Origin of the sequence: Streptomyces sp. NBC_00376 (assembly GCF_036077095.1) — a bacterium.
Lineage (GTDB): Bacteria > Actinomycetota > Actinomycetes > Streptomycetales > Streptomycetaceae > Streptomyces.
In genome coordinates this window covers 5,215,657-5,238,660 of sequence record NZ_CP107960.1, presented here as the reverse complement: position 1 = coordinate 5,238,660, position 23,004 = coordinate 5,215,657, and the positions used below count along the sequence as shown (strand labels likewise).

The following is a 23,004-nucleotide window of genomic DNA, read 5'->3' as shown; positions in this document are numbered from 1 at the left end:
GTACCAGGCTGGGCGATCGCGGTTCTTCTACGATCGACGCCATGGAAGCTGACCTGGGGGATTTCCTCCGCTCACGCCGCGCCCGTATCCAGCCCGAGGACGTGGGGCTCCAGGCGTACGGCCGGCGGCGCGTGCCGGGACTGCGGCGCGAGGAGGTGGCGCAGCTCGCCGGGGTGAGCGTCGACTACTACATCCGGCTGGAGCAGGGGCGCGGCCCGAGCGTCTCGGACGCGGTGCTCGACGCGATAGCCCGGGTGCTGCGGCTGGACGAGACGGAGCACACGTACCTGCGTACGGTGGCACGCCCCAGGGCCGGCGCCTCGGCTCCGGCCTCCTCCCAGCGGGTGCGTCCGGGGCTGCGCCTGGTGCTGGACTCGCTGGCCGGTGCCCCGGCGTTCATCCTGGGGCGCCGGATGGACGTGCTGGCCTGGAACGCGCTGGGGGACGCCGTCGTCGGCTTCTCCCGGATGCCCGCCGCCGAGCGCAACATGCCGCGCCAGGTGTTCCTGGAGCCGGCGGCGCGGGAGCTGTACCCGGACTGGGCGGCGGTGGCGGCGGAGACGGTCGCGTATCTGCGGCTGGACGCGGGGCTGCACCCCAATGACCGGCAACTGGCCACACTGGTGGGTGAGTTGTCCTTGAAGAGCGAGGACTTCCGCCGGCTGTGGGCGGACCATCAGGTGAAGTCGAAGACCGGTGGCGTCAAGCGCATCAACCACGCGGTCGCGGGTGAGCTGGTCCTGCCGTACGAGACGCTCGGCGCGGCCGGCGATCCCGGTCAGTCCCTGGTGGTCTACACCCCGGAGCCCGGCAGCGAGACCGCCGAACGCATCGCGCTGCTGGCGAGCCGGGCGGCCGCACCGGCACCGGCCGGCTGAGACACGCCCAGGGGCCGCGCGTGTGGAGGGACGGAGCCGCGCGCCTGCACCGACGGATGTGTCGCGGGGACCGCCGCACCCCCGGTCGCCCGGGGGGCGGGACGACGGCGGTCCCCGCGAGAAGACACGGTCCGGGTCAGTTCCGGTCACCGCGTCCTGGCGACGGTGGAGGTCCGGGAGCCGCTCCGTAGTCCGTGTCGCCGTATCGGGTGTCGGCGGGTCTCCCTGCCGACACCCGTCAATCTGCCGGACTCGTGTTAAGCCGGTGCTGCGCGAACGTGTCGCGCTCGTACCGTTTTCGCGAAGCGGAGCCCCGCGGGGTGCTACGGCTTGCCGGCCGTCGCGTCCTTGGCGAGGAACGCCAGCAGGTCCTGGCGGCTGACCACGCCCTTCGGCTTGCCCTCCACCAGCACGATCGCCGCGTCCGCGGTGTTCGTGCCGCCGAGCACGGCCATCAGGTCCTCGACCGGTTCGCCGGAGCCGACCTGCGGCAGCGGCGGCGACATGTGCTTCTCCAGCGGGTCGGAGAGCGAGGCGCGCTGGGCGAAGAGCGCGTTGAGCAGCTCCCGCTCCACCACCGAACCGATGACCTCGGCGGCCATCACGTCCGGGTGGCCGGCGCCCGGCTTCACGATCGGCATCTGCGAGACGCCGTACTCGCGCAGCACGTCGATCGCCTCGCCGACGGTCTCCTCCGGGTGCATGTGGACGAGGGTCGGGATCGGACCGGCCTTGTGGTCGAGCACATCGGCGACGCGCGCGGACGGGCCGGTGTCCTCCAGGAAGCCGTAGTCGGCCATCCACTCGTCGTTGAAGATCTTGCTGAGGTAGCCGCGGCCGCTGTCGGGCAGCAGGACGACGACCACGTCGTCCGGGCCCAGGCGGCTCGCGACCTCCAGGGCGGCGACGACCGCCATGCCGCAGGAGCCGCCGACCAGCAGCCCCTCCTCCTTGGCGAGGCGGCGGGTCATCTGGAAGGAGTCCTTGTCGGACACGGCGACGATCTCGTCCGTGACCGTACGGTCGTAGGCGCTCGGCCAGAAGTCCTCGCCGACGCCCTCGACGAGGTAGGGGCGCCCGGAGCCGCCGGAGTAGACCGAGCCTTCCGGGTCCGCGCCGACCACCTTCACCGATCCGCCGCTGATCTCCTTCAGATAGCGGCCGGTGCCGCTGATCGTGCCGCCGGTTCCGACCCCCGCGACGAAGTGGGTGATCTTCCCGTCCGTCTGCTCCCACAGCTCGGGACCAGTGGTCTCGTAGTGGGAACGCGGGTTGTTGGGGTTGGAGTACTGGTCCGGCTTCCAGGCCCCCGGCGTCTCGCGGACCAGACGGTCGGAGACGTTGTAGTAGGAGTCCGGGTGCTCGGGGTCAACGGCCGTCGGGCAGACGACGACCTCGGCACCGTAGGCGCGCAGCACATTGATCTTGTCCAGGGACACCTTGTCCGGGCAGACGAAGATGCACTTGTACCCCTTCTGCTGGGCGACGATCGCCAGGCCGACGCCGGTGTTGCCACTGGTCGGCTCGACGATCGTGCCGCCGGGCTCGAGCTCGCCGCTCTGCTCCGCGGCCTCGATCATCCTCAGGGCGATGCGGTCCTTGACCGAACCGCCGGGGTTGAAGTACTCGACCTTGGCCAGGACCGTCGCCTGGATGCCGGCCGTCACACTGCGCAGCCTCACCAGCGGGGTATTGCCTACGAGACTGATCATCGAATCGTGGAATTGCACCGTGTACTCCGGGGTCTCCGAGATGGTGCGGCAAGGGTATGCGTACGGGGACGGGATTGGGCGAAGCGATTGAGCAACGGTCACTGCGGGGCAGTTAGCTGTATGTACGGCGGTACGGCGACGAGGAGGTGGACCGGACTGTGTCAAGGGCAAGGGTGGCACGGCGGATCGCGGCGGGCGCGGCCTACGGCGGCGGCAGCATCGGATTGCTCGGTGCGGCGGCGGTGGGCGTCCTGCTGGCGGAGGTCCAGCTGGCGAAACGGCAGGTGGGCGGCGGGATCGCCCCGGTTCCGCCGAGCGCGGACGGGCGGTACGGGGTGGCGTTCGCCGGTCCCGCGGAACCGTTGCGGCTGGGGTTGCTGGGTGACTCGACGGCGGCCGGGCAGGGGGTGCGCCGGGCCGGGCAGACCCCGGGGGCGCTGCTCGCCTCGGGGCTCGCGGCGGTGTCGGAACGGCCGGTGGATCTGCGCAATGTGGCGCAGCCGGGCGCCCAGTCGGACGATCTGGAGCGGCAGGTCTCGCTGCTGCTCGCCGACACCTCCCGTCCGCCGGACGTCTGCGTGATCATGATCGGTGCGAACGATGTGACGCACCGGATCCCGGCCACCCAGTCGGTGCGCTGCCTGACCACCGCCGTGCGCAGGCTGCGCACGGCGGGCGCGGAGGTGGTGGTCGGCACCTGCCCGGACCTGGGCACCATCGAGCCGGTCTACCAGCCGCTGCGCTGGCTGGCCCGGCGGGTGAGCCGGCAGCTGGCGGCGGCGCAGACGATCGGCTCGGTGGAGCAGGGCGGGCGCACGGTGTCGCTGGGCGATCTGCTCGGTCCGGAGTTCGAGGCCAACCCGCGGGAGCTGTTCGGGCCGGACAACTACCACCCGTCGGCCGAGGGGTACGCCACGGCGGCGATGGCGGTGCTGCCCACGCTCTGCGCGGCGCTGGGGCTGTGGCCGGAGTCCGAACGGCTGGACGGGGCCCGGCGCGCGGACATGCTGCCGGTGGCCAAGGCGGCCTCCCAGGCGGCCAAGGAGGCCGGTACGGAGGTCACCGGGGCCCGGGCGCCGTGGGCGCTCCTCAAGCAGCGCAGGCGGCGGCGTCTGCCCACGGCCACGGAGCCCCACCCGCAGCCGGAACCGCACGGGGAACCACGCGATCTACCGGCTGGTCCACCGGCCGGTCCCAGGCTTGTCGAGCGGCCGGCCGAGCAGCCTGCCGACCGGCCACCAGTCGACTGAGCGGTCGCTTAGAAAAGAGGTCCGCGTCACATGCGCAGCCCGGTGACCCAGCGTCTACGTACAGGTAACTTCCAAGTCAGCACCTGCCCGAACCCGCCTTCCAGCCCTCATGGAGCCGCGTGATGCCCGAAGCCGTGATCGTCTCTGCAGCCCGTTCCCCCATCGGCCGGGCCTTCAAGGGCTCGCTCAAGGACCTGCGCGCGGACGACCTGACCGCCACGATCATCCAGACCGCGCTGGCCAAGGTTCCCGAGCTGGACCCGAAGGACATCGACGACCTGATGCTCGGCTGCGGCCTCCCCGGCGGCGAGCAGGGCAACAACCTGGGCCGCATCATCGCCGTGCAGATGGGCATGGACCACCTTCCCGGATGCACGATCACCCGCTACTGCTCGTCCTCTCTCCAGACCAGCCGGATGGCGCTGCACGCCATCAAGGCCGGCGAGGGCGACGTCTTCGTCTCGGCCGGTGTCGAGATGGTGTCCCGCTTCTCGAAGGGCAACTCCGACAACTGGCCGGACACGCACAACCCGCTGTTCGCCGACGCCGAGGCCCGCACCGCGGCCCGCGCCGAGCGGGGCGGCGACGACTGGCACGACCCGCGCGAGGACGGCGTCGTCCCGGACGCATACATCGCGATGGGGCAGACCGCGGAGAACCTGGCCCGGCTCAAGGGCGTCACCCGCCAGGACATGGACGAGTTCGGCGTCCGCTCGCAGAACCTCGCCGAGGAAGCCCTCAAGAACGGCTTCTGGGAGCGCGAGATCACCCCGGTCACCACCCCGGACGGCACGGTCGTCTCGAAGGACGACGGCCCGCGCGCGGGCGTCACCCTGGAGGGCGTGCAGGGCCTGAAGCCGGTGTTCCGCCCCGACGGCCTGGTCACCGCGGGCAACTGCTGCCCGCTCAACGACGGCGCCGCCGCCCTCGTGATCATGTCCGACACCAAGGCGCGCGAGCTGGGCCTGACCCCGCTGGCCCGGATCGTCTCGACCGGCGTCTCCGGTCTCTCCCCCGAGATCATGGGATACGGGCCGGTGGAGGCCAGCAGGCAGGCGCTGAAGCGGGCCGGGCTGACCGTCGACGACATCGACCTGGCCGAGATCAACGAGGCGTTCGCCGCCCAGGTGATCCCCTCCTACCGCGACCTCGGCCTGCCGCTGGAGAAGGTCAACGTCAACGGCGGCGCGATCGCCGTCGGCCACCCCTTCGGCATGACCGGCGCCCGGATCACCGGCACGCTGATCAACAGCCTGCAGTTCCACGACAAGCAGTTCGGCCTGGAGACCATGTGCGTCGGCGGCGGCCAGGGCATGGCGATGGTCATCGAGCGGCTGAGCTGAGCCACCTGCCGAGGCCGAGCCGGGCGGCCCGGACCTGACATAGCCGTCAGTGGGCCCGCGCCCCACACGACGGCCGGTTCCGAGCCCCGACCGTGACCGAATCTCCCCCAGGATGTGACCTATCTCCTGGGGGAGAGCCATTCCCGCAGGTCACACCCACATCAGGGTTAAACCCCAGGCCCAAAGACCTGTCCAATTCGTGACGTAATGCACTGACACAGGGCGCAGGTAGGGGACAAGCTGATGTAGGAAGTCGGGGGATCGATTGAAACCGGGAGTATGTCAGTGAGCGCCATGTCTCTTGCCCTGTTGCTGACCACCGCCGCCGCCACGGCCGTGGGCGCCGCTGCTCTGCACGCTGCTCACGGGCTGCGCAAGCAGGTCACGGCCCTTCGTACCGAACTGTCCGAGGCCCGCGCGCACGGCGTCACCGTGCCCGCGCAGAGCCGCAGCACCGTCACCCCGGTCGCCGAGATACGCGCGGCCGTCGCCGAAGCCCTGGCCGAGGAGCGCGAGCGCGAGCTCGCCGAGGCCCGTGCCTTCTGGGCCACCCAGGAAGCGCGTGACGCCGCCGACGCCCCGTCCCTGCTGGGCGGCCTGACCGGGGTGGGCGAGGACGTGCCGTTCTTCATGCCCCGCCAGGCCGACTTCGCGGGCCTGGACGCGATGGACCTCGACGCCACCGAGGCCCTCGACGAGCTGGTGGAACTGACGGAGCTGGCCGACATGACCGAGCTGCCCGGACCGGCGGAGTTCGCCGAGGACTCCCCCGAGCTGGCCGCCGCCCGTCGCCGGCACCCCTCGCACCCCGACTTCGTGCCGGTGCAGACCCCGGTCGTCACCGACCACGAGCGCACCGTCAACCGCCTCGAAGAGCTCGCCGACAGCCGTACGGAGCTCGCCGATGTGCGCCCCGGCCCGCTCGGCACGCTCGACGTCTACGTCTTCGCCGACGGCACCACGCTCTGCATGACCCCCGGGCACCGCGAGACGGCCGAGCGCCTGGCCGGTTCGCTGCGCGACGGTGAGCACCCGGTGCTGCTGGGCGGTTCCGGCGTCTCCGGCGCGTACGCCCTGACCTTCTCCTGCGGCAAGGAGAACGTCTACATCCTCGCCGACCGGGTCATCGCCTCGTTCTGAAACCCCGGCATCCGGACGCAGCGGCCCTCGCCGGCCGCCGGCCCCGGACCGATCCCCCCGGAGCACCACCCGCCGCTACGCGAACGCGCGTGCGGCGGCCTCGTCCACGAATTGCACGGCCTCGTCGAGCTCGCCCGACGGGGCCTTTTCCAGTGCCACCGCCAGATCGCGCCCCGCCACGGCGAGCTGGTCACCGACCGAGAAGAGCCCGGCGTCCGGCATGGGGCGCGGCTCCCGGTCCGGCGCCTCGATCCGCTGGGCGCGCAGCGCCAGCTCCCGCGCCGCGGCAAGTCCCTCGGCAGCGGCTCCGCGCTGCAGACGGCTCTGCGGGGCGGCGCGCAGCCGGTCGGCGAATCGGTCCACGGCGATGATCAGCGGGGTCGTATCGAGCACTCCGCGACCCTACGCGCCCCGGCAGGACGGTTGCCAACGGGCCGATGCACGGGCACACGTGGAAACGCCTGCGAGAACGGGGAACGGCCCGCAGGCACAGTGCCTGCGGGCCGTTCCGTCGTGCGGGTGCGGACGATCAGTCGTCGCCGCTGAGGATGGAGAGCAGACGCAGCATCTCCAGGTAGATCCACACCAGGGTCATGGTGAGGCCGAAGGCCGCCAGCCAGGACTCCTCGCGGGGCGCGCCGTAGGCGATGCCGTCCTCGACCTGCTTGAAGTCCAGGGCCAGGAAGCACGCGCCGAGGATGATCCCGATGACACCGAAGAGGATGCCGAGGCCACCGCTGCGGAAGCCCAGGCCGTCACCGCCGCCGAAGACGGCGAACAGCAGGTTGACCACCATCAGGAGCATGAAGCCGATGGCGGCGGCCATCACGAAGCCGTAGAAGCGCCGGGTGACACGGATCCAGCGCATCTTGTACGCGAGCAGCACACCGGCGAAGACACACATGGTGCCCATCACCGCCTGCATCACGACGCCGGGTCCGATGTACGTGCTGACCGCGCTGGAGATCACTCCGAGGAAGACACCCTCGAAGGCCGCGTACGAGACGATCAGCGCCGGCACCGGCCTGCGCTTGAAGGACTGGACGAGCGACAGGACGAACGCCACCAGGGCGGCGCCGATCGCGATGCCGTACGACTTGCCGAGGTTCGCCTCGTCGACCGGCAGCAGCGCCCAGGCGAGCACGGCGCCGAGCACCACGGTGCCCAGCGTGATCGCGGTGCGCGTGACGACGTCGTCGATCGTCATCGCGCCGGTGCGCGCCGGTGCCTGCGGGGCGCCGTACTGGGCGTCCGGCTGGGCGTAGGGGTTGGTGGCGTACGGGTTCGCGGCGGTGCCCTGCGCGTACGGGTTGGCACCCGCTGCGGGGGCCCCGGCCTGCGGCGCCGCGTTGAAGCCCGCGTATCCGTTGTCGCGGCTGAAGCCCCGTCGCGAGAAGACCGGGTTGCTGCTCCTCATCTCACTCCTCCATGGCCACCCTGCGTGGCCTTCCCACAAGAGTAATGGGTAGGCAAAAGAATCAGACTAGTGCTTGGGGAGGATCTTTCTGGAAACCCGTACGAAGACGAGCCGCAAACCTGTCGGAAACCGGTCGGGATCGGTGGCGGGCGGATCCGCCGCCGGCTCGGCCCCCAAGTGAGAAGTGGTGCCTGGAACCGGACTCGAACCGGTACGCCCCCGAGGGGCAGCGAGGTTTAAGCTCGCCGTGTCTGCATTCCACCATCCAGGCCTGGCGCGCGGCTCCGCGTTGGCACATGACCCTATCCGGGGACTTCCCCCGAACAGCGGATCAGTGGCGCGATGTTGTCTTATTTTATTGACCGCTTGAGGGGTCGTCAGCACTCATTCAAGGGCATCGCCACATGCCTGGGCGGGGTAGCGGGCACGACGGCCGGTGATCCGGATTGACGTAAAGTCGCCGCACTCGGACGGCGCATTCACCGGGCGCGCGCCGGTGGCCGCCACGGGCGCACCACCAGCGGGGCGGAGGGCCGGGCGCGGGGCTGCCGGGTGCCCGGACGGGCGGTGGCCCCCGGAGCGGCGACTCAGGGTCGGTGTCATACCGCAGGAGGATCCGGGGCCCTCCCGGTGCGACTCAAGGCTGCCCCAGGAACGGGCACGCGGACGGACGCCCGGCAGCGCGACGGCGGTGAGGATTGAGGGGTCCCGCTCAAACCCCGGACGAGCCCTCGGCCGGAGCCCGAAACAGGAGATTCCCGTGACCACCATTTCCACCGCACCCCGCGTCACCACGGTGGCCGCCCGCGCCACGGATCTGTCGAAGGTCTACGGGGAGGGCGAGACCAGGGTGACCGCTCTGGACCAGGTCTCCGTGGACTTCCCCCGGGGCGAGTTCACCGCGATCATGGGCCCGTCCGGCTCCGGCAAGTCCACGCTGATGCACTGCGTGGCCGGTCTCGACAGCTTCAGCAGCGGTTCGGTACGGATCGGCGACACGGAGCTGGGCTCCCTCAAGGACAAGCAGCTCACCCAGCTCCGCCGGGACAAGATCGGCTTCATCTTCCAGGCGTTCAACCTGCTGCCGACGCTGACGGCGTACGAGAACATCACGCTCCCCATGGACATCGCGGGCCGCAAGCCCGACGCCGAGTGGGTGCGCCAGGTCATCGACATGGTGGGCCTTTCCGACCGGCTGTCCCACCGGCCGACCGAGCTCTCCGGCGGTCAGCAGCAGCGCGTCGCGGTCGCCCGCGCCCTGGCCTCCCGGCCGGAGATCATCTTCGGTGACGAGCCGACCGGGAACCTGGACTCGCGCTCCGGCGCCGAGGTCCTCGGCTTCCTGCGCAACTCGGTGCGCGAGCTGGGACAGACCGTGGTGATCGTGACCCACGACCCGGCGGCCGCCTCCTACGCGGACCGGGTCATCTTCCTCGCGGACGGCCGGATCGTCGACCAGATGATCAACCCCACCGCGGACCGGGTCCTCGACCGGATGAAGGCGTTCGACGCCAAGGGCCGCACCAGCTGAGTCCGCCCCGCCCTGCGCCCCTCCCCGGACCCTCTCCCATCCCAGGACTGACAGACATGTTCCGTACCGCCCTGCGCAATGTGCTCGCGCACAAGGCCAGGCTGCTGATGACCGTCCTCGCCGTGATGCTCGGCGTGGCCTTCGTCTCCGGCACGCTGGTCTTCACCGACACCCTCGGCAACGCCCTCCGCAACCAGTCGGCCAAGAGCTACGACGACGTCGCCGTCGCCGTCACCACCTACGCCGACCGGAACAACGAGAAGACCCCCGGCATCACCGCCGCCACCCTGAAGAAGATCCAGGGCCTGGACGGCGTCGACACCGCCACCGGCCGGGTCTCCGGCTTCGCCGGGGTCGCCGACCCCGACGGCAAGCTGATCGGCAACGGCTGGTCGAACACCGGCGGGAACTACTTCCCCGGCAAGAACGGCAAGGACTCCGCGTACACCTTCGTCGACGGTACGGGCCCGGCCGCGGCCGACCGGATCGCGCTCGACGAAGAGACCGCGAAGAGGGGCGAGTACAAAGTCGGTGACCGGGTCCGGGTCGCCACGAACGGGCCGGTGAAGGAGTACGTCCTGTCCGGCGTCTTCACCACCGAGGACGGCGCGGTCAACGCGGGCGGCAGCTTGGTCCTCTTCGACACCGAGGTCGCCCAGAAGCTCTACCTCAAGCCCGGTGTGTTCCAGGACGTCAACGTGTCCGCCGCGTCCGGCGCCTCCGCCGAGAAGCTGCTGGCCGACGTGAAGCCGCTGCTGCCGAAGGACGCCGAGGCCCAGACCGGCCAGGCGCTCGCGGACGAGCAGGCCAAGAACATCGAGGACGGTCTGAGCGGTCTCAACGGAGTGCTGCTCGCCTTCGCCGGCATCGCCCTGTTCGTCGGTGTCTTCCTGATCGCCAACACCTTCACCATGCTGGTGGCCCAGCGCACCAAGGAGCTGGCGCTGATGCGCGCCGTCGGCGCCTCCCGCCGCCAGGTCAAGCGCTCGGTGCTCCTCGAAGCGGCCGTCGTCGGCGTGATCGCCTCGGTCGTCGGCTTCGCCATCGGTCTCGGCCTCGCCGTCGGACTGCGCTCCGCGATGGGCCTGTTCGGCGGCAAGATCCCGGCCGGCCCGCTGGTCGTCTCGCCCACCGCGGTCCTCGCCGCGTTCGCCGTCGGCATCGTGGTCACCGTGCTGGCCGCCTGGCTGCCCGCCCGCCGGGCCGCCAAGATCCCGCCGGTCGCGGCGATGAGCAGCGTGCACGCGACGGCCACCGTCAAGTCCCTGGTGGTGCGCAACTCGATCGGCGCGGTGCTCACCCTGCTGGGCGGGGCGGCGATCGTGGCGGGCGCGTCCAAGTCAGGATCGACCGGCCGGACCGTCATCGCCACGGGCGCCTTCCTCGCGCTGGTAGGTGTCATCGTGCTGATCCCGCTGCTGTCGCGGCCGGTGATCGCGCTGGTCCGCCCGCTGCTCAAGCGGCTGTTCGGGGTCTCCGGCAAGCTGGCCGCCCAGAACGCGGTCCGCAACCCGCGCCGTACCGGCGCCACCGCCTCCGCGCTGGCGATCGGCCTCACCCTGGTCACCGGCATCTCGGTCCTCGGCGTCACCCTCGGCCAGGCGGTCGACCGGATGACCACGGACAACATCAAGGCCGACTACATGGTGACGATGGCGAGCGGCCGGCCGCTCGACGAGTCGGCGCTCACCGCCCTGGAGAAGGCCGACGGCGTCACGGCGATCTCGCCGCAGCAGGCCACCTCACTGGAGGTCAAGGGCGAGTACCACTCCGCGTCCGCCGTCACCCCCGGCGACATGCAGCAGCTCTTCGCGCTGAAGACCTTCTCCGGCTCGCTCGACGCGCTGGCCAAGGGTGAGATCGCCGTCGACAAGAAGACGGCCGAGTCGAACGGCTGGAAGACCGGCGACAGCCTCCGGGTGAAGTTCGAGGACGACAAGAAGAGCGAGCTCAAGGTCGGGGCGGTCTTCGAGGGGAACGAGATGCTCTCCCCGGTCCTGGTCCCGAAGAACGTCGCCGACGCGCACGGCAGCCTGGCGAACATCCGCGAGATCTGGCTGAAGACGGACGGCGGCGCGAGCGACGCCAACGAGCAGGCCCTGGTGAAGGCTCTGGGTGACAACCCGGCGATGAGCATCATGGACCGTCAGGACATCCGTGACATGTTCGGAGGCTCGGTCAACCTCGCGATGAACATCATGTACGGACTGCTGGCGATGGCCCTGATCATCGCGGTGCTCGGGGTCGTCAACACCCTGGCGATGTCGGTCTTCGAGCGCCAGCAGGAGATCGGCATGCTGCGGGCGGTCGGCCTGGACCGGCGCCGGGTGAAGCGCATGATCCGGCTGGAGGCCGTGGTCATCTCGCTCTTCGGCGCGGTGGTCGGTGTCGTGCTCGGCATGTTCCTCGGCTGGGCGATCGGGCAGACCCTGTCCTCGGATATCCCGCAGTACGCGCTGGTCATCCCGTGGGACCGGATCGCGGTCTTCCTGGTGCTGGCCGGGATCGTGGGTGTGCTGGCCGCGCTCTGGCCGGCCCGCAGCGCCGCGAAGCTGAACATGCTGACGGCGATCAAGACGGAGTAGCGGACCCGGCGGGACGGGATCCCGCCGAAGCCGCCCGAGGGCCGGTGCACGCAGCGAAGGGGCTGCGCGCACCGGCCCTCGGCCCGTTCTTCCGGCCCTCGGTCCGCTTCCGGTGTGTCAGCCGGTCGCGGACGCCGTCCAGTCACGGGCCCGCAGCGGCATGCGGGAGGCCCCGCCCTCCGCCGGACGCACCGCGAGGATCTGGTTGACGCCGATCTTGTTGTGCTCGAAGGAGAGGGCGGAGGCGGCCATGTAGAGCCGCCAGACCCTGGCCCGTCCGGCCGAGGTCGTCCGGACCGCCCGGTCCCACTGCTTCTCCAGGTTGGCGACCCAGCGGCGCAGGGTCAGCGCGTAGTGCTCCCGGATCGACTCGACGTCGCGGGCCTCGAAGCCGGCCTCTTCGAGGGTGGCCACGGTCCGGCCCACCGGGGCCAGTTCGCCGTCGGGGAAGACGTAGGCGTCGATGAACTCGTCCACGTGGTACGCGGACTCGTCCTTCTCGGGGCGGCGGGCGATCTGGTGGTTGAGCAGCCGGCCGCCGGGCTTGAGGAGTGCGTAGAGGTCGTCGGCGTACTCACGGAACCGGGCCGAGCCGACGTGTTCCGCCATGCCGATGGACGAAATGGCGTCGTAGGGGCCGTCCCTGACGTCCCGGTAGTCCTGGACCCGGATCTCGATCCGGTCGGTCAGGCCCTCCTGCGCGATGCGCTTCCTGGCGAAGGCGGCCTGTTCCACGGAGAGGGTGACTCCGGTGACCCGGGCGCCGTACTCGCGGGCGGCGTGGATGGCCATGGAACCCCAGCCGCAGCCGACGTCGAGGAGGCGGTCGCCCTCCTTCAGCGCGAGCTTGCGGCAGACCAGGTCGAGCTTGTCGCGCTGGGCGTCCTCAAGGCTTCCGTCGTCCTCCCAGTAGGCGCAGGAGTAGACCATGGACGGGCCGAGGACCAGTTCGTAGAAGTCGTTGCCCACGTCGTAGTGGTGGCTGATGGCCTCCTTGTCCCGGCGCTTGGTGTGGAGGGTGCCGGGGCGGCGGCGCACCTCCTCGGGCGGCGGGGGCGGCGGGGGCAGGGGGCCGGCCAGTCGCAGCATCCCCTTGGCGAAGGCCCGCACCCTGGGGTCGCGGACCGGGTGGACGCTCTCCTTGGCGTCGGCCCCGCGCTCCCAGATCAGCGAGGCCATCAGGTCCAGGGCCTCGTAGAGATCGCCTTCGATGTCGAGTTCGCCCGCGACCCAGGCGCGGGCCAGGCCCAGTTCGCCCGGCTTCCAGAGCAGCCGGCGCAGCGCCCGGCGGTTCCGGATCACAAGTACGGGAGCACCGGGCGGTCCGGATTCGCTGCCGTCCCAGGCCCGGATACGGACCGGCAGCTTTTCTCCCAGCAACTCCTCGGCAAGAGCGGTCAGCCGCAACGCGGCGTCTGCCATGGCGCACACCTCCGTGATGGTGTTCCCAATGTGCCCAAACATGGTCGAACATGCCTGCAACCACGCCGGGCACCCGTGCGCCACGACGAGGTACGTACCCGTCAACAGTCCGCGAAGCCCCCGCCATCCCGCTACAGCGCAATGGAAGGGCAAAACAGCTGTACGGCACATGCATTCGGCGCCGGATACGCCGAAGGGGCCGCCCGCACCACGGATGGCGGACGGCCCCTTCGGGCATTGTGCGTGTACTGCGCGGGCGAGTGGGCCCGCGGTCGGACTAGGAGGCCTTGGCCTTCTCGCCCTCGGCCTTGGCGGCGGCCGGTGCCGGGGCCGGCTTGGCGGCCTCGTAGAACTCCTCGCGCGGCGTCTCCATGGCGCCGAGCGAGACGACCTCGCGCTTGAGGAACATCGCGAGGGTCCAGTCGGCGAAGATCCGGATCTTGCGGTTCCAGGTCGGCATCGCCATGCCGTGGTAGCCACGGTGCATGTACCAGGCGAGGCGTCCCTTGAGCTTGATCTTCATCTTGCCCATGACGATCATCGCGACGCCCTTGTGCAGCCCCAGACCGGCGACGGCACCCTTGTTGGCGTGGCTGTACTCCTTCTGCGGGAAGCCCCGCATGCCGGAGATGACGTTGTCGCCGAGGACCTTGGCCTGCCGCAGCGCGTGCTGGGCGTTGGGCGGGCACCAGGCGTTCGGGTTGCCGGCCCGGCGGCCGATCATGTCCGGGACCTGGGCGTTGTCGCCCGCGGCCCAGATGTAGTCGGTGCCCTGCACCTGGAGCTTCTCGGAGGTGTCCACGTGACCGCGCGGACCGAGCGGCAGGCCGAAGCGGGCCAGCGCCGGGTTCGGCTTCACGCCGGCCGTCCACACGATGGTGTTGGAGTCGACCTCGAGGCCGTTCTTCAGGACGACGTGACCGTCGACGCAGGAGTCCATGGAGGTCGAGAGGAAGACCTCGACACCACGGGACTCCAGGTGCTCCCGGCCCCAGGTGCCCAGCTTCGGGCCGACCTCGGGAAGGATCTTGTCGGCGGCGTCGACGAGGATGAAGCGCATGTCCTCGCGCTTCACGTTCGTGTAGTACTTCGCCGCGTCGCGGGCCATGTCCTCGACCTCGCCGATGGTCTCCGCACCGGCGAAGCCGCCGCCCACGAAGACGAACGTCAACGCCCTGCGGCGGACGTCCTCGTCGGTCGTCGAGTCGGCCTTGTCCAGCTGCTCGAGGACGTGGTTGCGCAGGCCGATGGCCTCCTCGATGCCCTTCATGCCGATGCCCTGTTCGGCGAGGCCGGGGATCGGGAAGGTGCGGGAGACCGCGCCCATCGCGATGACCAGGTAGTCGAAGGGCAGCTCGTAGGCCTCGCCGACGAGCGGCGCGACCGTGGCGACCTTGCGGTCCTGGTCGATGGTCGTGACTCGGCCGGTGAGAACCTCGGCCTTGGGCAGGACGCGTCGCAGCGGGACGACGACATGCCGAGGCGAGATGCTGCCGGCAGCAGCTTCGGGGAGGAAGGGCTGGTAGGTCATGTACGACCGGGGGTCGACGACCGTGACGGTCGCCTCTCCGTAGCGCATCTTCTTGAGGATGCGCCGAGCTGCGTACAGGCCTACGTACCCACCGCCTACTACGAGGATCCTGGGACGCTCCGTGGTGCTCATGCCATCGAGTATCCACCCCCCTCGGAGGGCATGCTCGTGAGCCCCTTCACAAGCATGTGTCCACCTTCTGCTACACTTCGCCGCCCACGTGACCGAGGTCATGGCGACGCAGGGGAACCACGGTGTGACGGCGAACGTTGTTCACCGCTTGTGAGCTGGCCCTTGGCCCTCCGGACGGACCGAACCACCGCTCCGGTTCACCTGTCGGCAACACGTCCGGAACACTCGCGCACGGCCTCGCAACGGCCTTGCGGGCGGCCCTGGATGCCCATCCGGAGCAGAACTGCCCTCCACAGAGCCGAATTCCTTGTGAAGAAGTTCACGAACTTCGTCGCGGCGTGTCCCGTGAACCACCCCCCGGGTGGCCCACGAGAGCTCAAAGGTGCAGGCCAAGGTACGCGTGAGCGCCCCGCACGGAGCGCCCCTGCCGGCCTCTTCCAGGCCCTTCCGGAGCCTGTCCCCTAGGCGATCGACCAGCCGATCCCGTCGAGGATGTCGTGCTCGCTGACGACGACCTCACGGGCCCCGGTCCGCTCCATCACGGCGAGCAGGATCAGCGCACCGGACGTGATCACATCGACCCGTCCCGGGTGCATCGCGCCGATCGCGGCCCGCTCGGCGTGGGTGGAGCCGAGGAGCCGTCCGGTGATCTCCTGGACCTGCTCGAAGGAGATCCGGGAGTGGTGGATCGCCTCGGAGTCGTACGCGTCGAGCCCCAGGGCGATCGCGGCGACCGTGGTGACCGTCCCGGCGAGGCCGACGAGGGTGGCGGCCCCGGTGATCGGCACGCTCTCCCCGGCGAGGTCGAGGGCGGCGTCGATGTCGGCCCGGATCGCGGCGACCTGGGCGTCGGTCGGCGGGTCGGTGACGACACCGTCGCGCACCAGGTGCCGCTCGGTCATCCGTACGCAGCCGATGTCCACGGAGCGCGCGGCCCGTACGTGGTCGTCGCCGACGACGAACTCGGTGGAGCCGCCGCCGATGTCCACGACGAGATACGGCTTGGCGAGGTGGTCGCGGCCCGCGAGCTCCTTGGTGGCTCCGGTGAAGGAGAACTCCGCCTCCTGGTCACCGCTGATCACCTCGGGCTCGACGCCCAGGATCTCCAGCACCCCCCGGACGAAGTCGTCCCGGTTCTCCGCGTCGCGGGAGGCGGAGGTGGCGACGAAGCGGAGCCGCTGCGCCCCGTGCTCCTTGATCACCGTCGCGTACTGCCGGCAGGCCGCGAACGTCCGCTCCAGCGCCTCGGGAGCGAGCCGCCCGGTACGGTCGACGCCCTGCCCGAGCCGGACGATCTCCATCCGCCGGTCGAGCTCGACGAGCTCACCGGTGGACGGGTCGGCGTCGGCGACGAGCAGACGGATGGAGTTGGTACCGCAGTCGATGGCAGCCACGCGAGTCATGAAGCACTCCCAAATCAAGCAGACAAAGCCCCCGATTCAAGCCCCTCCGGGGATCGGGGAGCAGTTCAAGCCCCTCCGGGGACGAGGAGCCATTCAAGCCCCTCCGGCGATTGAGGAGCGGGGTTCGGGGGGCAGAGCCCCCGAACCAAGCCCCTCCGGCGATTGAGGGGCAGGGGTCCGGGGGCGGAGCCCCCGGGGAACGAACGGTCAGTCCTCGTCCGGCGCGCCGCACGGCGAAACGCACGGCCCCTTGCGCCACCACTCCGTCAGCATCGCGATCGCCTCGTCGCCCAGCGGATTCACCCCCGGCCCCGCGGCCAGTGAGTGCCCCACCAGGACGTGCAGGCACTTCACCCGGTCCGGCATGCCCCCCGCGCTCGGAAAGCCCTCCAGCACCTCGATCGCGTCGCGCCGTGCGATGTAGTCCTCGTGCGCGGCCCGGTACGCGGCGGCCAGCTCGGGGTCCGTACCGAGGCGCTCGGTCATCTCCTTCATGACCCCGTTCGCCTCCAGCGTGCCGATCGCGGAGGCGGCACGCGGGCACGTCAGGTAGTACGTCGTCGGGAACGGCGTACCGTCCTCCAGCCGGGGCTGCGTCTCGACCACGTCCGGGTTGCCGCACGGGCAGCGGTGCGCGATCGCGCGCAGACCGCGCGGCGGACGGCCCAGCTGCTGCTGGAACGCGGCGATGTCCGCCTCGGTGGGCGCGGTGGACTCGGTCTGGGGAGGGGGCGTTTCCATGCCTGCCTAGGTTCTGATCGGGCTGCTCGAACTGCGGTTCTGCAGATGGATGGAGAAAGTCAGTCGCGGTCGTCGCGGTCGGCGCTGTCCACGCCGTCCCAGAGGTTGGAGTGCCACGGCCGGCCGGACTTGTCCGTCCTGCCCTCGCGCTCCTTGACCGCGTCGGGGTCGATCACGGTGTAACCGGTCTCCCCGGGAAGAAGGTAGTGCAGGTGCGTGCGGGCCAGCTGCCGGATGTACGCGTCGTCCTGGAGGCGCGCCTTCTCGTCGCGCAGCTCCTCGGTACGGGCCTTGGCCTCCTGCGCCAGCCGCTCCTGGTCGGCGATCTCGTCCCGCTGCGAGACGTACTGCCGCATCGGGTACGCGAGCGCGACCACCAGCGAGCAGACGACGAGCGCGAGGAAGGCCGCACGGCCGGTGAGCCGTGAGCGGCGGGCCTGGCGGCGGTTCTGGGACCGGTAGACGCGGGCCGCGGTCTGCTCGCCGAGCAGCCGCAGCCGGGTCGCGGTGGAGAACCGGTCCCGGTCCTTCACGGCCATGTCCCCGCCTCCCCACTACGCACGTCCGTCCCCGCACACGGTACGGGACCGAGTGCGGGGACGGACGGAGGCCGGGGCACAAGACCCCCGCCGGGCTTGTCAGCCCTTGCTGTGCTTACTGGTTCGCAGAGCGAAACCGCGGGAACGCCGAGCGGCCCGCGTACACCGCGGCGTCGTCGAGGATCTCCTCGATGCGCAGCAGCTGGTTGTACTTGGCGACGCGGTCCGAGCGGGCCGGGGCGCCGGTCTTGATCTGGCCGCAGTTCACCGCGACCGCGAGGTCGGCGATGGTGACGTCCTCGGTCTCGCCGGAGCGGTGGGACATCATGCACTTGAAGCCGTTGCGCTGGGCCAGCTCGACCGCGTCCAGGGTCTCGGTCAGCGAGCCGATCTGGTTGACCTTGACGAGCAGGGCGTTGGCGGAGCCCTCCTCGATGCCGCGGGCCAGGCGCTCCGGGTTGGTGACGAAGAGGTCGTCGCCGACGATCTGCACCTTGGCGCCGAGCTTGTCGGTGATGACCTTCCAGCCGGCCCAGTCGTCCTCGAACAGCGGGTCCTCGATGGAGACCAGCGGGTACGCGGAGACGAGCTCCTCGTAGTACTCGGTCATCTCGGCGGCCGAGCGGGCCTTGCCCTCGAACTCGTACTTGCCGTCCTTGTAGAACTCGGACGCGGCGACGTCGAGCGCGAGCGCGATGTCCTTGCCCGGGACGTAGCCGGCCTCCTTGATGGCCTCGACGATGAGGTCGAGGGCGGCGCGGTTGGACTCCAGGTTCGGCGCGAAGCCGCCCTCGTCACCGAGACCGGTCGACAGGCCCTTGGTCTTCAGGACCTTCTTCAGCGTGTGGTAGACCTCGGCACCCCAGCGCAGCGCCTCGGAGAAGGACTCCGCGCCGATCGGCGCGATCATGAACTCCTGGATGTCCACGTTGGAGTCGGCGTGCGAGCCGCCGTTGAGGATGTTCATCATCGGAACGGGCAGCAGGTGCGCGTTCGGGCCGCCGAGGTAGCGGAAGAGCGGCAGGTCCGAGGCCTCGGAGGCGGCGTGGGCGACGGCCAGCGAGACGCCGAGGATGGCGTTGGCGCCGAGCGAGCCCTTGTTCTCGGTGGCGTCCAGGTCGAACATCGCCTGGTCGATCAGCCGCTGCTCGGTGGCGTCGTAGCCGACGAGCTCCGGGCCGATCTGCTCGATCACGGCGAGGACGGCCTTCTCGACGCCCTTGCCCTGGTAGCGGTTGGGGTCACCGTCGCGAAGCTCAATGGCCTCGAACGCACCGGTGGAGGCGCCGGACGGAACGGCAGCACGGCCCGTGCTGCCGTCGTCGAGGCCGACCTCTACCTCGACCGTGGGGTTTCCGCGGGAGTCGAGGATTTCCCGGGCTACGACGACGTCGATGGACGGCACGAGGCATCTCCTTCTGGGATATGACGCTGGTTGTGCAGGGTCGCTTTGGCCTTGCGACAAGAGCCTAACCGGCCCGGCCCGATCAGTCGGCCGACCGCCCGACCCCTGGGACGAAAAAGGACCCGGGGGCACACATTGCCGGACAAACGGTCAGATTTTTACCGGTCAGTAACTACAACAGTTGAACGGTCCGCCGCTCCCCCGAGCACGAATGGCAGGACCCCGGCCGGGCGCATACGGGGGAATGCGCGCCGGGCCGGGGTGGCACTCGGGGAGGAGCGAGCCGCGACTACTTCGTCAGGTGCAGCTGCTGACCCGGGTAGATCAGGTCGGCGTCCTTGACGATGTCCTTGTTCAGCTCGAACAGCTTCTGCCAGCCGCCCTTGACCTTGTGGTCGGCGGCGATCTTGCTCAGCGAGTCGCCGGAGGCGACCTTGTACTCGCCGTCGCCCTTCTTGACCTTCTCGCCGGTCGGCGTGGTGACGGTCTTCTTCGACTCGGCCTGCGGGGCGGCGGTGCGGTCCGAGCGGGAGGCGGCGGGGGCCTCGGTGCGCTCGGCCGGCTTCGGCTGGGCCTGCTGCTTCGGGGCGGCCGGGGCGCTCTGCTGCTCGGAGGCGCCGGAGCTCGCGGTCGAGTTGGAGGAGGAGTTCGAGGACGAGCCGGTGTCGACGCCCGGGTCGACGCCGTCGTTGGTCAGGTTGCCGGCGCCGGCACAACCCCAGGCACCGGGGCCCTGCATGTCGAGGAGCTTCTCGGCGGTGGCGATCTGCTGGGCCTTGGTGGCCAGGTCGGCGCGGGGGGCGTACTGCGTACCGCCGGCGGCGGCCCAGCTGGACTGCGAGAACTGCAGACCGCCGTAGTAGCCGTTGCCGGTGTTGATGGACCAGTTGCCACCGGACTCGCACTGGGCGACGGCGTCCCAGGTGGCGACGGAGGCGGCGGAGGCGCCGGTCGCGCCCATCAGGGGCACGGCGACTGCGGCACCGGCGACACCGGCGAGCGTGGCGATGCGGACGGCCTTGGACGGGCGGCGGTGCTTGCCCTTGCTGGAAAGCAGCATGGTTCTCCTCACCGACGCCTACGAGGTGAGCTGTCGGGTTCGGGCCAAGTGAGTTGCCCGGTCGCACGTCCTAGCACGCGACTTCACCCCAAGCCGGTCCTGATGCGTCTTTCGACGATCGGGCCCGGCGCTTACCTGGGTCCCCCGCTCCTGCCTACGGCGCTTTACGCGTCTGTTCCCTTCGACCGACGGCAGGATTCGGCGTGACGGTCGACGGGGCCCGCGGTGCGAGCGGTTCCGACCGTAAACATACGCAACCCTCACATTCAAAGATGGACATATCCGACAATCAACACGTAATCGCATCTGAAGAACTGCCGTTTCCGCAGGTGGGACCGGATGCGGAAGGGACCCCCAGGCGCGACACGCCAGTTGACGCAAAGAGACCCATGTCTCACTTACACATAAGTGGACATAGGTCCCTGAACTACCCCAGTTTTTGGGGCGCTTTTAGTCGATTATCAGACTTACCTCAGTTGGGTTTCACATCGAGATCGAGGCTCTGGCCAGGGAGGATGAGGTCCGGGTCGGCGCCGACGGCAGCCTTGTTGGCCTCGTAGAGCGCGGGCCAGCCGCCGGGAACCTTCTGTGCGTCAGCAATCGACCAGAGGTTGTCGCCGGCGTGGACGGTGTACGTGCCGTCGGCGGCCGGGGCGGCCGTGTCGCGCGCGTCCTTGCCGCCGCGCGATGCGTGACGGCCCGACTCGCGGCCGTCGGCGTCCGCGCCGCGCCCCTTCTCGGCGGCCGGCGCGCCGCGGTGCTTGCCGCCCTTGCCGCTGGACGCGTCGGGCGAGGCGGGCGCTCCGGGGGACGGGGTGGTCGAGGCCGAGGGCTTCGGGGACGGCGAGCTCTTCCCCGACGGCTTGCCGGACCCCTCCGAGCCGTCCGCGCCGTCCACGGCGTCCGTACCGTCCGAGGCGCTCCCGGAGGGCGTGGCGTCGCCCGACGGGTCCGCCGACGCGTCGTCAACCGGCTTCTCGCTCCCGGCCGGGTCGTCGGCGGGCACCGAGCCCGGGTCCACCCCCGGCAGCTTCCCGTCCACGGCCAGGCCGGAGATGACCGCGCAGCTGGGCCAGGCCCGCGGGCCCCGGTCGTCCAGCACCTTCTCGGCCACCTGTATCTGCTGCGCCCGGCTGGCGAGGTCGGCGCGCTCCGCGTACGCCTCACCGCCGTACGCCTTCCAGGTCTCCTGCGAGAACTGGAGGCCGCCGTAGTAACCGTTCCCGAAGTCGGCGCTCCACGCGCCGCCGCTCTCGCACTCGGCCACCCGGTCCCAGGTCGTGGCGTCGGCCGCGTGGGCACCGGACGCGCCGAGCAGCGGGATGGCGATCGCCGATCCGGTCACGCCCGCGGCGACGACGATGGCGGGTGCCTGACGGGGGCGACGGTGTTTGCCGTTCGCGGAGCCCATGGGGTTGCCTTCCGGGTAGCTGACGTGTGACTGGTGAGTCGAACGGTGAACCTAGCCGGGTTCGAACGGGAGTCACAAGTCGATGCAGCGCAGATCACGTGAAAGTCACAGAATTGACGGAGTGTCACTTTCTGCGTGGGCGGACCCGGGGGTGAACTCCACGGGAAGCGTGCGGAGTCCGCGCATGATGAGCCCGCCACGCCACCGCAAATCGGTAGGTTCCACCGCAAGTCGCAGGTCCGGAAGGCGGTTCATGAGCGTGGCGAGCGCGGTCTGTCCCTCCAGCCGGGCGAGCGGCGCGCCCAGGCAGTAGTGGATGCCGTGCCCGTATCCGAGGTGCTGATTGTCACGCCGTGCGAGGTCGAGCGTGTCGGGGTCCTCGAAACGCTCCGGGTCGCGGTCGGCCGCGGCGAGCACCACGAGTACCGGGTCCCCGGCCGCGATGTCCTGTCCGCCGAGCGTCAGCGGTTCGGTGGCGAACCGCCAGGTGGCCAGTTCCACCGGGCCGTCGTACCGCAGCAGTTCCTCGATGCCGGTCTCCAGCAGCCCGCTCTCCCCCGCGTCCAGGGAGAGCTGGAGCCGTTCGCGCTGCGCGGGGTTGCACAGCAGGGCGTAGACCCCGTTGCCGATGAGGTTGACCGTGGTCTCGAATCCGGCGAAGAGCAGGATGAAGGCCATGGCCGCGGCCTCGTTCTCGGTGAGGTGCTCGCCGTGGTCGCTGGCCCGGATCAGCCCGGAGATCAGATCGTCCCCGGGGTTCTCCCGCTTGCGGTGGATCAGCTCGGCGAGATACCCGCGCATCTTCTTCACCGACCTGGCCACCCCGCCGCGCGGGCCGCCGCCGTGGCGGATCATCATGCCCGCCCAGTCCCGGAAGTCGTCCTGGTCCTCGCGCGGAACGCCGAGCAGGTCGCAGATCGCGTAGATGGGGAGCGGGAAGGCGAAGTCGTGGATGAGGTCCGCCTTCCCCTCCGCGATGAAGCGGTCGATGAGGCGGTCCGTCAGTTCCTGTACGCGCGGTGCGAACTCTGCGACCCGGCGCGGGGTGAACGCCTTGGAGACGAGGCGGCGCAGCCGGGTGTGGTCCGGCGGGTCGATGTTCAGCAGATGCGTCATCAGCTCCGCCTTGCGCTCGCCCGGGATGCCCGTCTTCCCCTTGGCGTGCGCCGGCTCGGCGTGGTGCGCCGGGTTCTTGGAGAGCCGGGTGTCGGCGAGCGCCTGCCGCGCGTCCGCGTACCGGGTCACGAGCCACGCCTCGACGCCGCTGGGCAGCGCGGTCCGGTGCACGGGGCTGTGCTCGCGCAGCCAGGCGTAGGCCGGGTACGGGTCGGTGGCGAACTCCCAGGTGAAGAGTTCGGGGCCGCCGACGGGGCAGGCGGCGGGCGCATCGGCGGGACTGTCGGCGGGCTGATCGGCGGGGCGGTCGGCGGGGCTGTGGTTCACCCCCCGACGTTATCCGTCGCCCCCGGGCGCCATCCCCCGCCCTCCGGCGCACTCGTCTCCA

The 23,004-nt window shown here is 70.3% G+C and carries 18 protein-coding genes, 1 tRNA gene and 1 riboswitch; of the genes, 6 read left to right on the top strand and 13 right to left on the bottom strand.

The genetic code is table 11. The annotated features are described in order from the left end of the window. The first annotated feature begins 41 nt into the window (after positions 1–41). Positions 42–878 carry a helix-turn-helix transcriptional regulator gene (locus OG842_RS23700; protein ID WP_266732388.1) on the top strand — a complete coding sequence of 279 codons (837 nt, stop codon included), beginning with the start codon at positions 42–44 and terminating at the stop codon, positions 876–878. Positions 879–1,201: 323 nt separating this feature from the next. On the opposite strand, the gene OG842_RS23695 is transcribed toward OG842_RS23700, so the two are convergent. Then, a complete protein-coding gene (locus tag OG842_RS23695) occupies positions 1,202–2,608 on the bottom strand; it encodes a cystathionine beta-synthase (protein ID WP_266732386.1) in 1,407 nt (468 codons plus the stop codon). A gap of 155 nt (positions 2,609–2,763) precedes the next feature. Here OG842_RS23695 and OG842_RS23690 point away from each other — a divergent pair, with 155 nt between their 5' ends. The 3 genes from OG842_RS23690 to OG842_RS23680 all read left to right on the top strand — a co-directional run bounded on the left by OG842_RS23690 (position 2,764) and on the right by OG842_RS23680 (position 6,323). After that, on the top strand, positions 2,764–3,840 hold the full coding sequence (locus tag OG842_RS23690) for an SGNH/GDSL hydrolase family protein (RefSeq protein ID WP_266733779.1): 1,077 nt from the start codon (positions 2,764–2,766) through the stop codon (positions 3,838–3,840). Positions 3,841–3,962: 122 nt separating this feature from the next. Then, positions 3,963–5,183 (top strand): acetyl-CoA C-acetyltransferase, encoded by a 1,221-nt coding sequence (locus tag OG842_RS23685; RefSeq protein ID WP_266732385.1) that lies wholly within the window; start codon positions 3,963–3,965, stop codon positions 5,181–5,183. A 309-nt stretch (positions 5,184–5,492) separates the two neighbouring features. Next, positions 5,493–6,323, top strand: coding sequence for a hypothetical protein (locus tag OG842_RS23680; RefSeq protein WP_443064070.1), 831 nt, complete (start codon positions 5,493–5,495; stop codon positions 6,321–6,323). A 75-nt stretch (positions 6,324–6,398) separates the two neighbouring features. Here the strand turns inward: OG842_RS23680 and OG842_RS23675 are convergent, their stop codons facing one another. The 3 genes from OG842_RS23675 to OG842_RS23665 form a co-directional block, all read right to left on the bottom strand. Continuing rightward, complete coding sequence (locus OG842_RS23675) at positions 6,399–6,716, bottom strand: hypothetical protein (RefSeq protein ID WP_266732381.1); 318 nt, start codon at positions 6,714–6,716, stop codon at positions 6,399–6,401. A gap of 136 nt (positions 6,717–6,852) precedes the next feature. Continuing rightward, positions 6,853–7,740 (bottom strand): Bax inhibitor-1/YccA family protein, encoded by an 888-nt coding sequence (locus tag OG842_RS23670; protein ID WP_266732379.1) that lies wholly within the window; start codon positions 7,738–7,740, stop codon positions 6,853–6,855. 185 nt (positions 7,741–7,925) lie between these two features. Continuing rightward, positions 7,926–8,011 (bottom strand) — tRNA-Leu (locus OG842_RS23665). Between the two features lie 489 nt (positions 8,012–8,500). On the opposite strand from OG842_RS23665, the gene OG842_RS23660 reads away from it, so the two are divergent. Both OG842_RS23660 and OG842_RS23655 read left to right on the top strand, forming a co-directional pair. Then, the gene (locus OG842_RS23660; protein WP_266732377.1) at positions 8,501–9,271 is read left to right on the top strand and encodes an ABC transporter ATP-binding protein; all 771 of its coding nucleotides are present in this window, start codon (positions 8,501–8,503) and stop codon (positions 9,269–9,271) included. A 56-nt stretch (positions 9,272–9,327) separates the two neighbouring features. Further along, the gene (locus OG842_RS23655) at positions 9,328–11,856 is read left to right on the top strand and encodes an ABC transporter permease (protein ID WP_266732376.1); all 2,529 of its coding nucleotides are present in this window, start codon (positions 9,328–9,330) and stop codon (positions 11,854–11,856) included. A 117-nt stretch (positions 11,857–11,973) separates the two neighbouring features. On the opposite strand, the gene OG842_RS23650 is transcribed toward OG842_RS23655, so the two are convergent. The 9 genes from OG842_RS23650 to OG842_RS23610 form a co-directional block, all read right to left on the bottom strand. Beyond that, entirely contained in the window at positions 11,974–13,278 is a 1,305-nt protein-coding gene (locus OG842_RS23650) for an SAM-dependent methyltransferase (RefSeq protein ID WP_266732374.1), read from the bottom strand. A gap of 277 nt (positions 13,279–13,555) precedes the next feature. Further along, on the bottom strand, positions 13,556–14,941 hold the full coding sequence (locus OG842_RS23645) for an NAD(P)/FAD-dependent oxidoreductase (RefSeq protein ID WP_266732373.1): 1,386 nt from the start codon (positions 14,939–14,941) through the stop codon (positions 13,556–13,558). 461 nt (positions 14,942–15,402) lie between these two features. Beyond that, the gene (locus tag OG842_RS23640) at positions 15,403–16,344 is read right to left on the bottom strand and encodes a Ppx/GppA phosphatase family protein (protein ID WP_266732371.1); all 942 of its coding nucleotides are present in this window, start codon (positions 16,342–16,344) and stop codon (positions 15,403–15,405) included. Between the two features lie 207 nt (positions 16,345–16,551). Then, positions 16,552–17,085 (bottom strand): DUF501 domain-containing protein, encoded by a 534-nt coding sequence (locus OG842_RS23635; RefSeq protein ID WP_266732369.1) that lies wholly within the window; start codon positions 17,083–17,085, stop codon positions 16,552–16,554. A 59-nt stretch (positions 17,086–17,144) separates the two neighbouring features. Further along, the gene (locus OG842_RS23630; RefSeq protein ID WP_266732367.1) at positions 17,145–17,624 is read right to left on the bottom strand and encodes an FtsB family cell division protein; all 480 of its coding nucleotides are present in this window, start codon (positions 17,622–17,624) and stop codon (positions 17,145–17,147) included. Between the two features lie 115 nt (positions 17,625–17,739). Further along, positions 17,740–19,029: a phosphopyruvate hydratase gene (gene eno / locus OG842_RS23625; RefSeq protein WP_266732365.1), complete on the bottom strand. Its 1,290-nt coding sequence runs from the start codon at positions 19,027–19,029 to the stop codon at positions 17,740–17,742. Positions 19,030–19,318: 289 nt separating this feature from the next. Next, on the bottom strand, positions 19,319–20,089 hold the full coding sequence (locus OG842_RS23620; protein ID WP_266732363.1) for a transglycosylase family protein: 771 nt from the start codon (positions 20,087–20,089) through the stop codon (positions 19,319–19,321). Further along, a riboswitch (cyclic di-AMP (ydaO/yuaA leader) is annotated at positions 20,090–20,261 on the bottom strand. A gap of 300 nt (positions 20,262–20,561) precedes the next feature. Then, the gene (locus OG842_RS23615; protein ID WP_266732361.1) at positions 20,562–21,500 is read right to left on the bottom strand and encodes a transglycosylase family protein; all 939 of its coding nucleotides are present in this window, start codon (positions 21,498–21,500) and stop codon (positions 20,562–20,564) included. Positions 21,501–21,605: 105 nt separating this feature from the next. Continuing rightward, on the bottom strand, positions 21,606–22,943 hold the full coding sequence (locus OG842_RS23610) for a cytochrome P450 family protein (protein WP_266732359.1): 1,338 nt from the start codon (positions 22,941–22,943) through the stop codon (positions 21,606–21,608). Between the last annotated feature and the right edge of the window lie 61 nt (positions 22,944–23,004).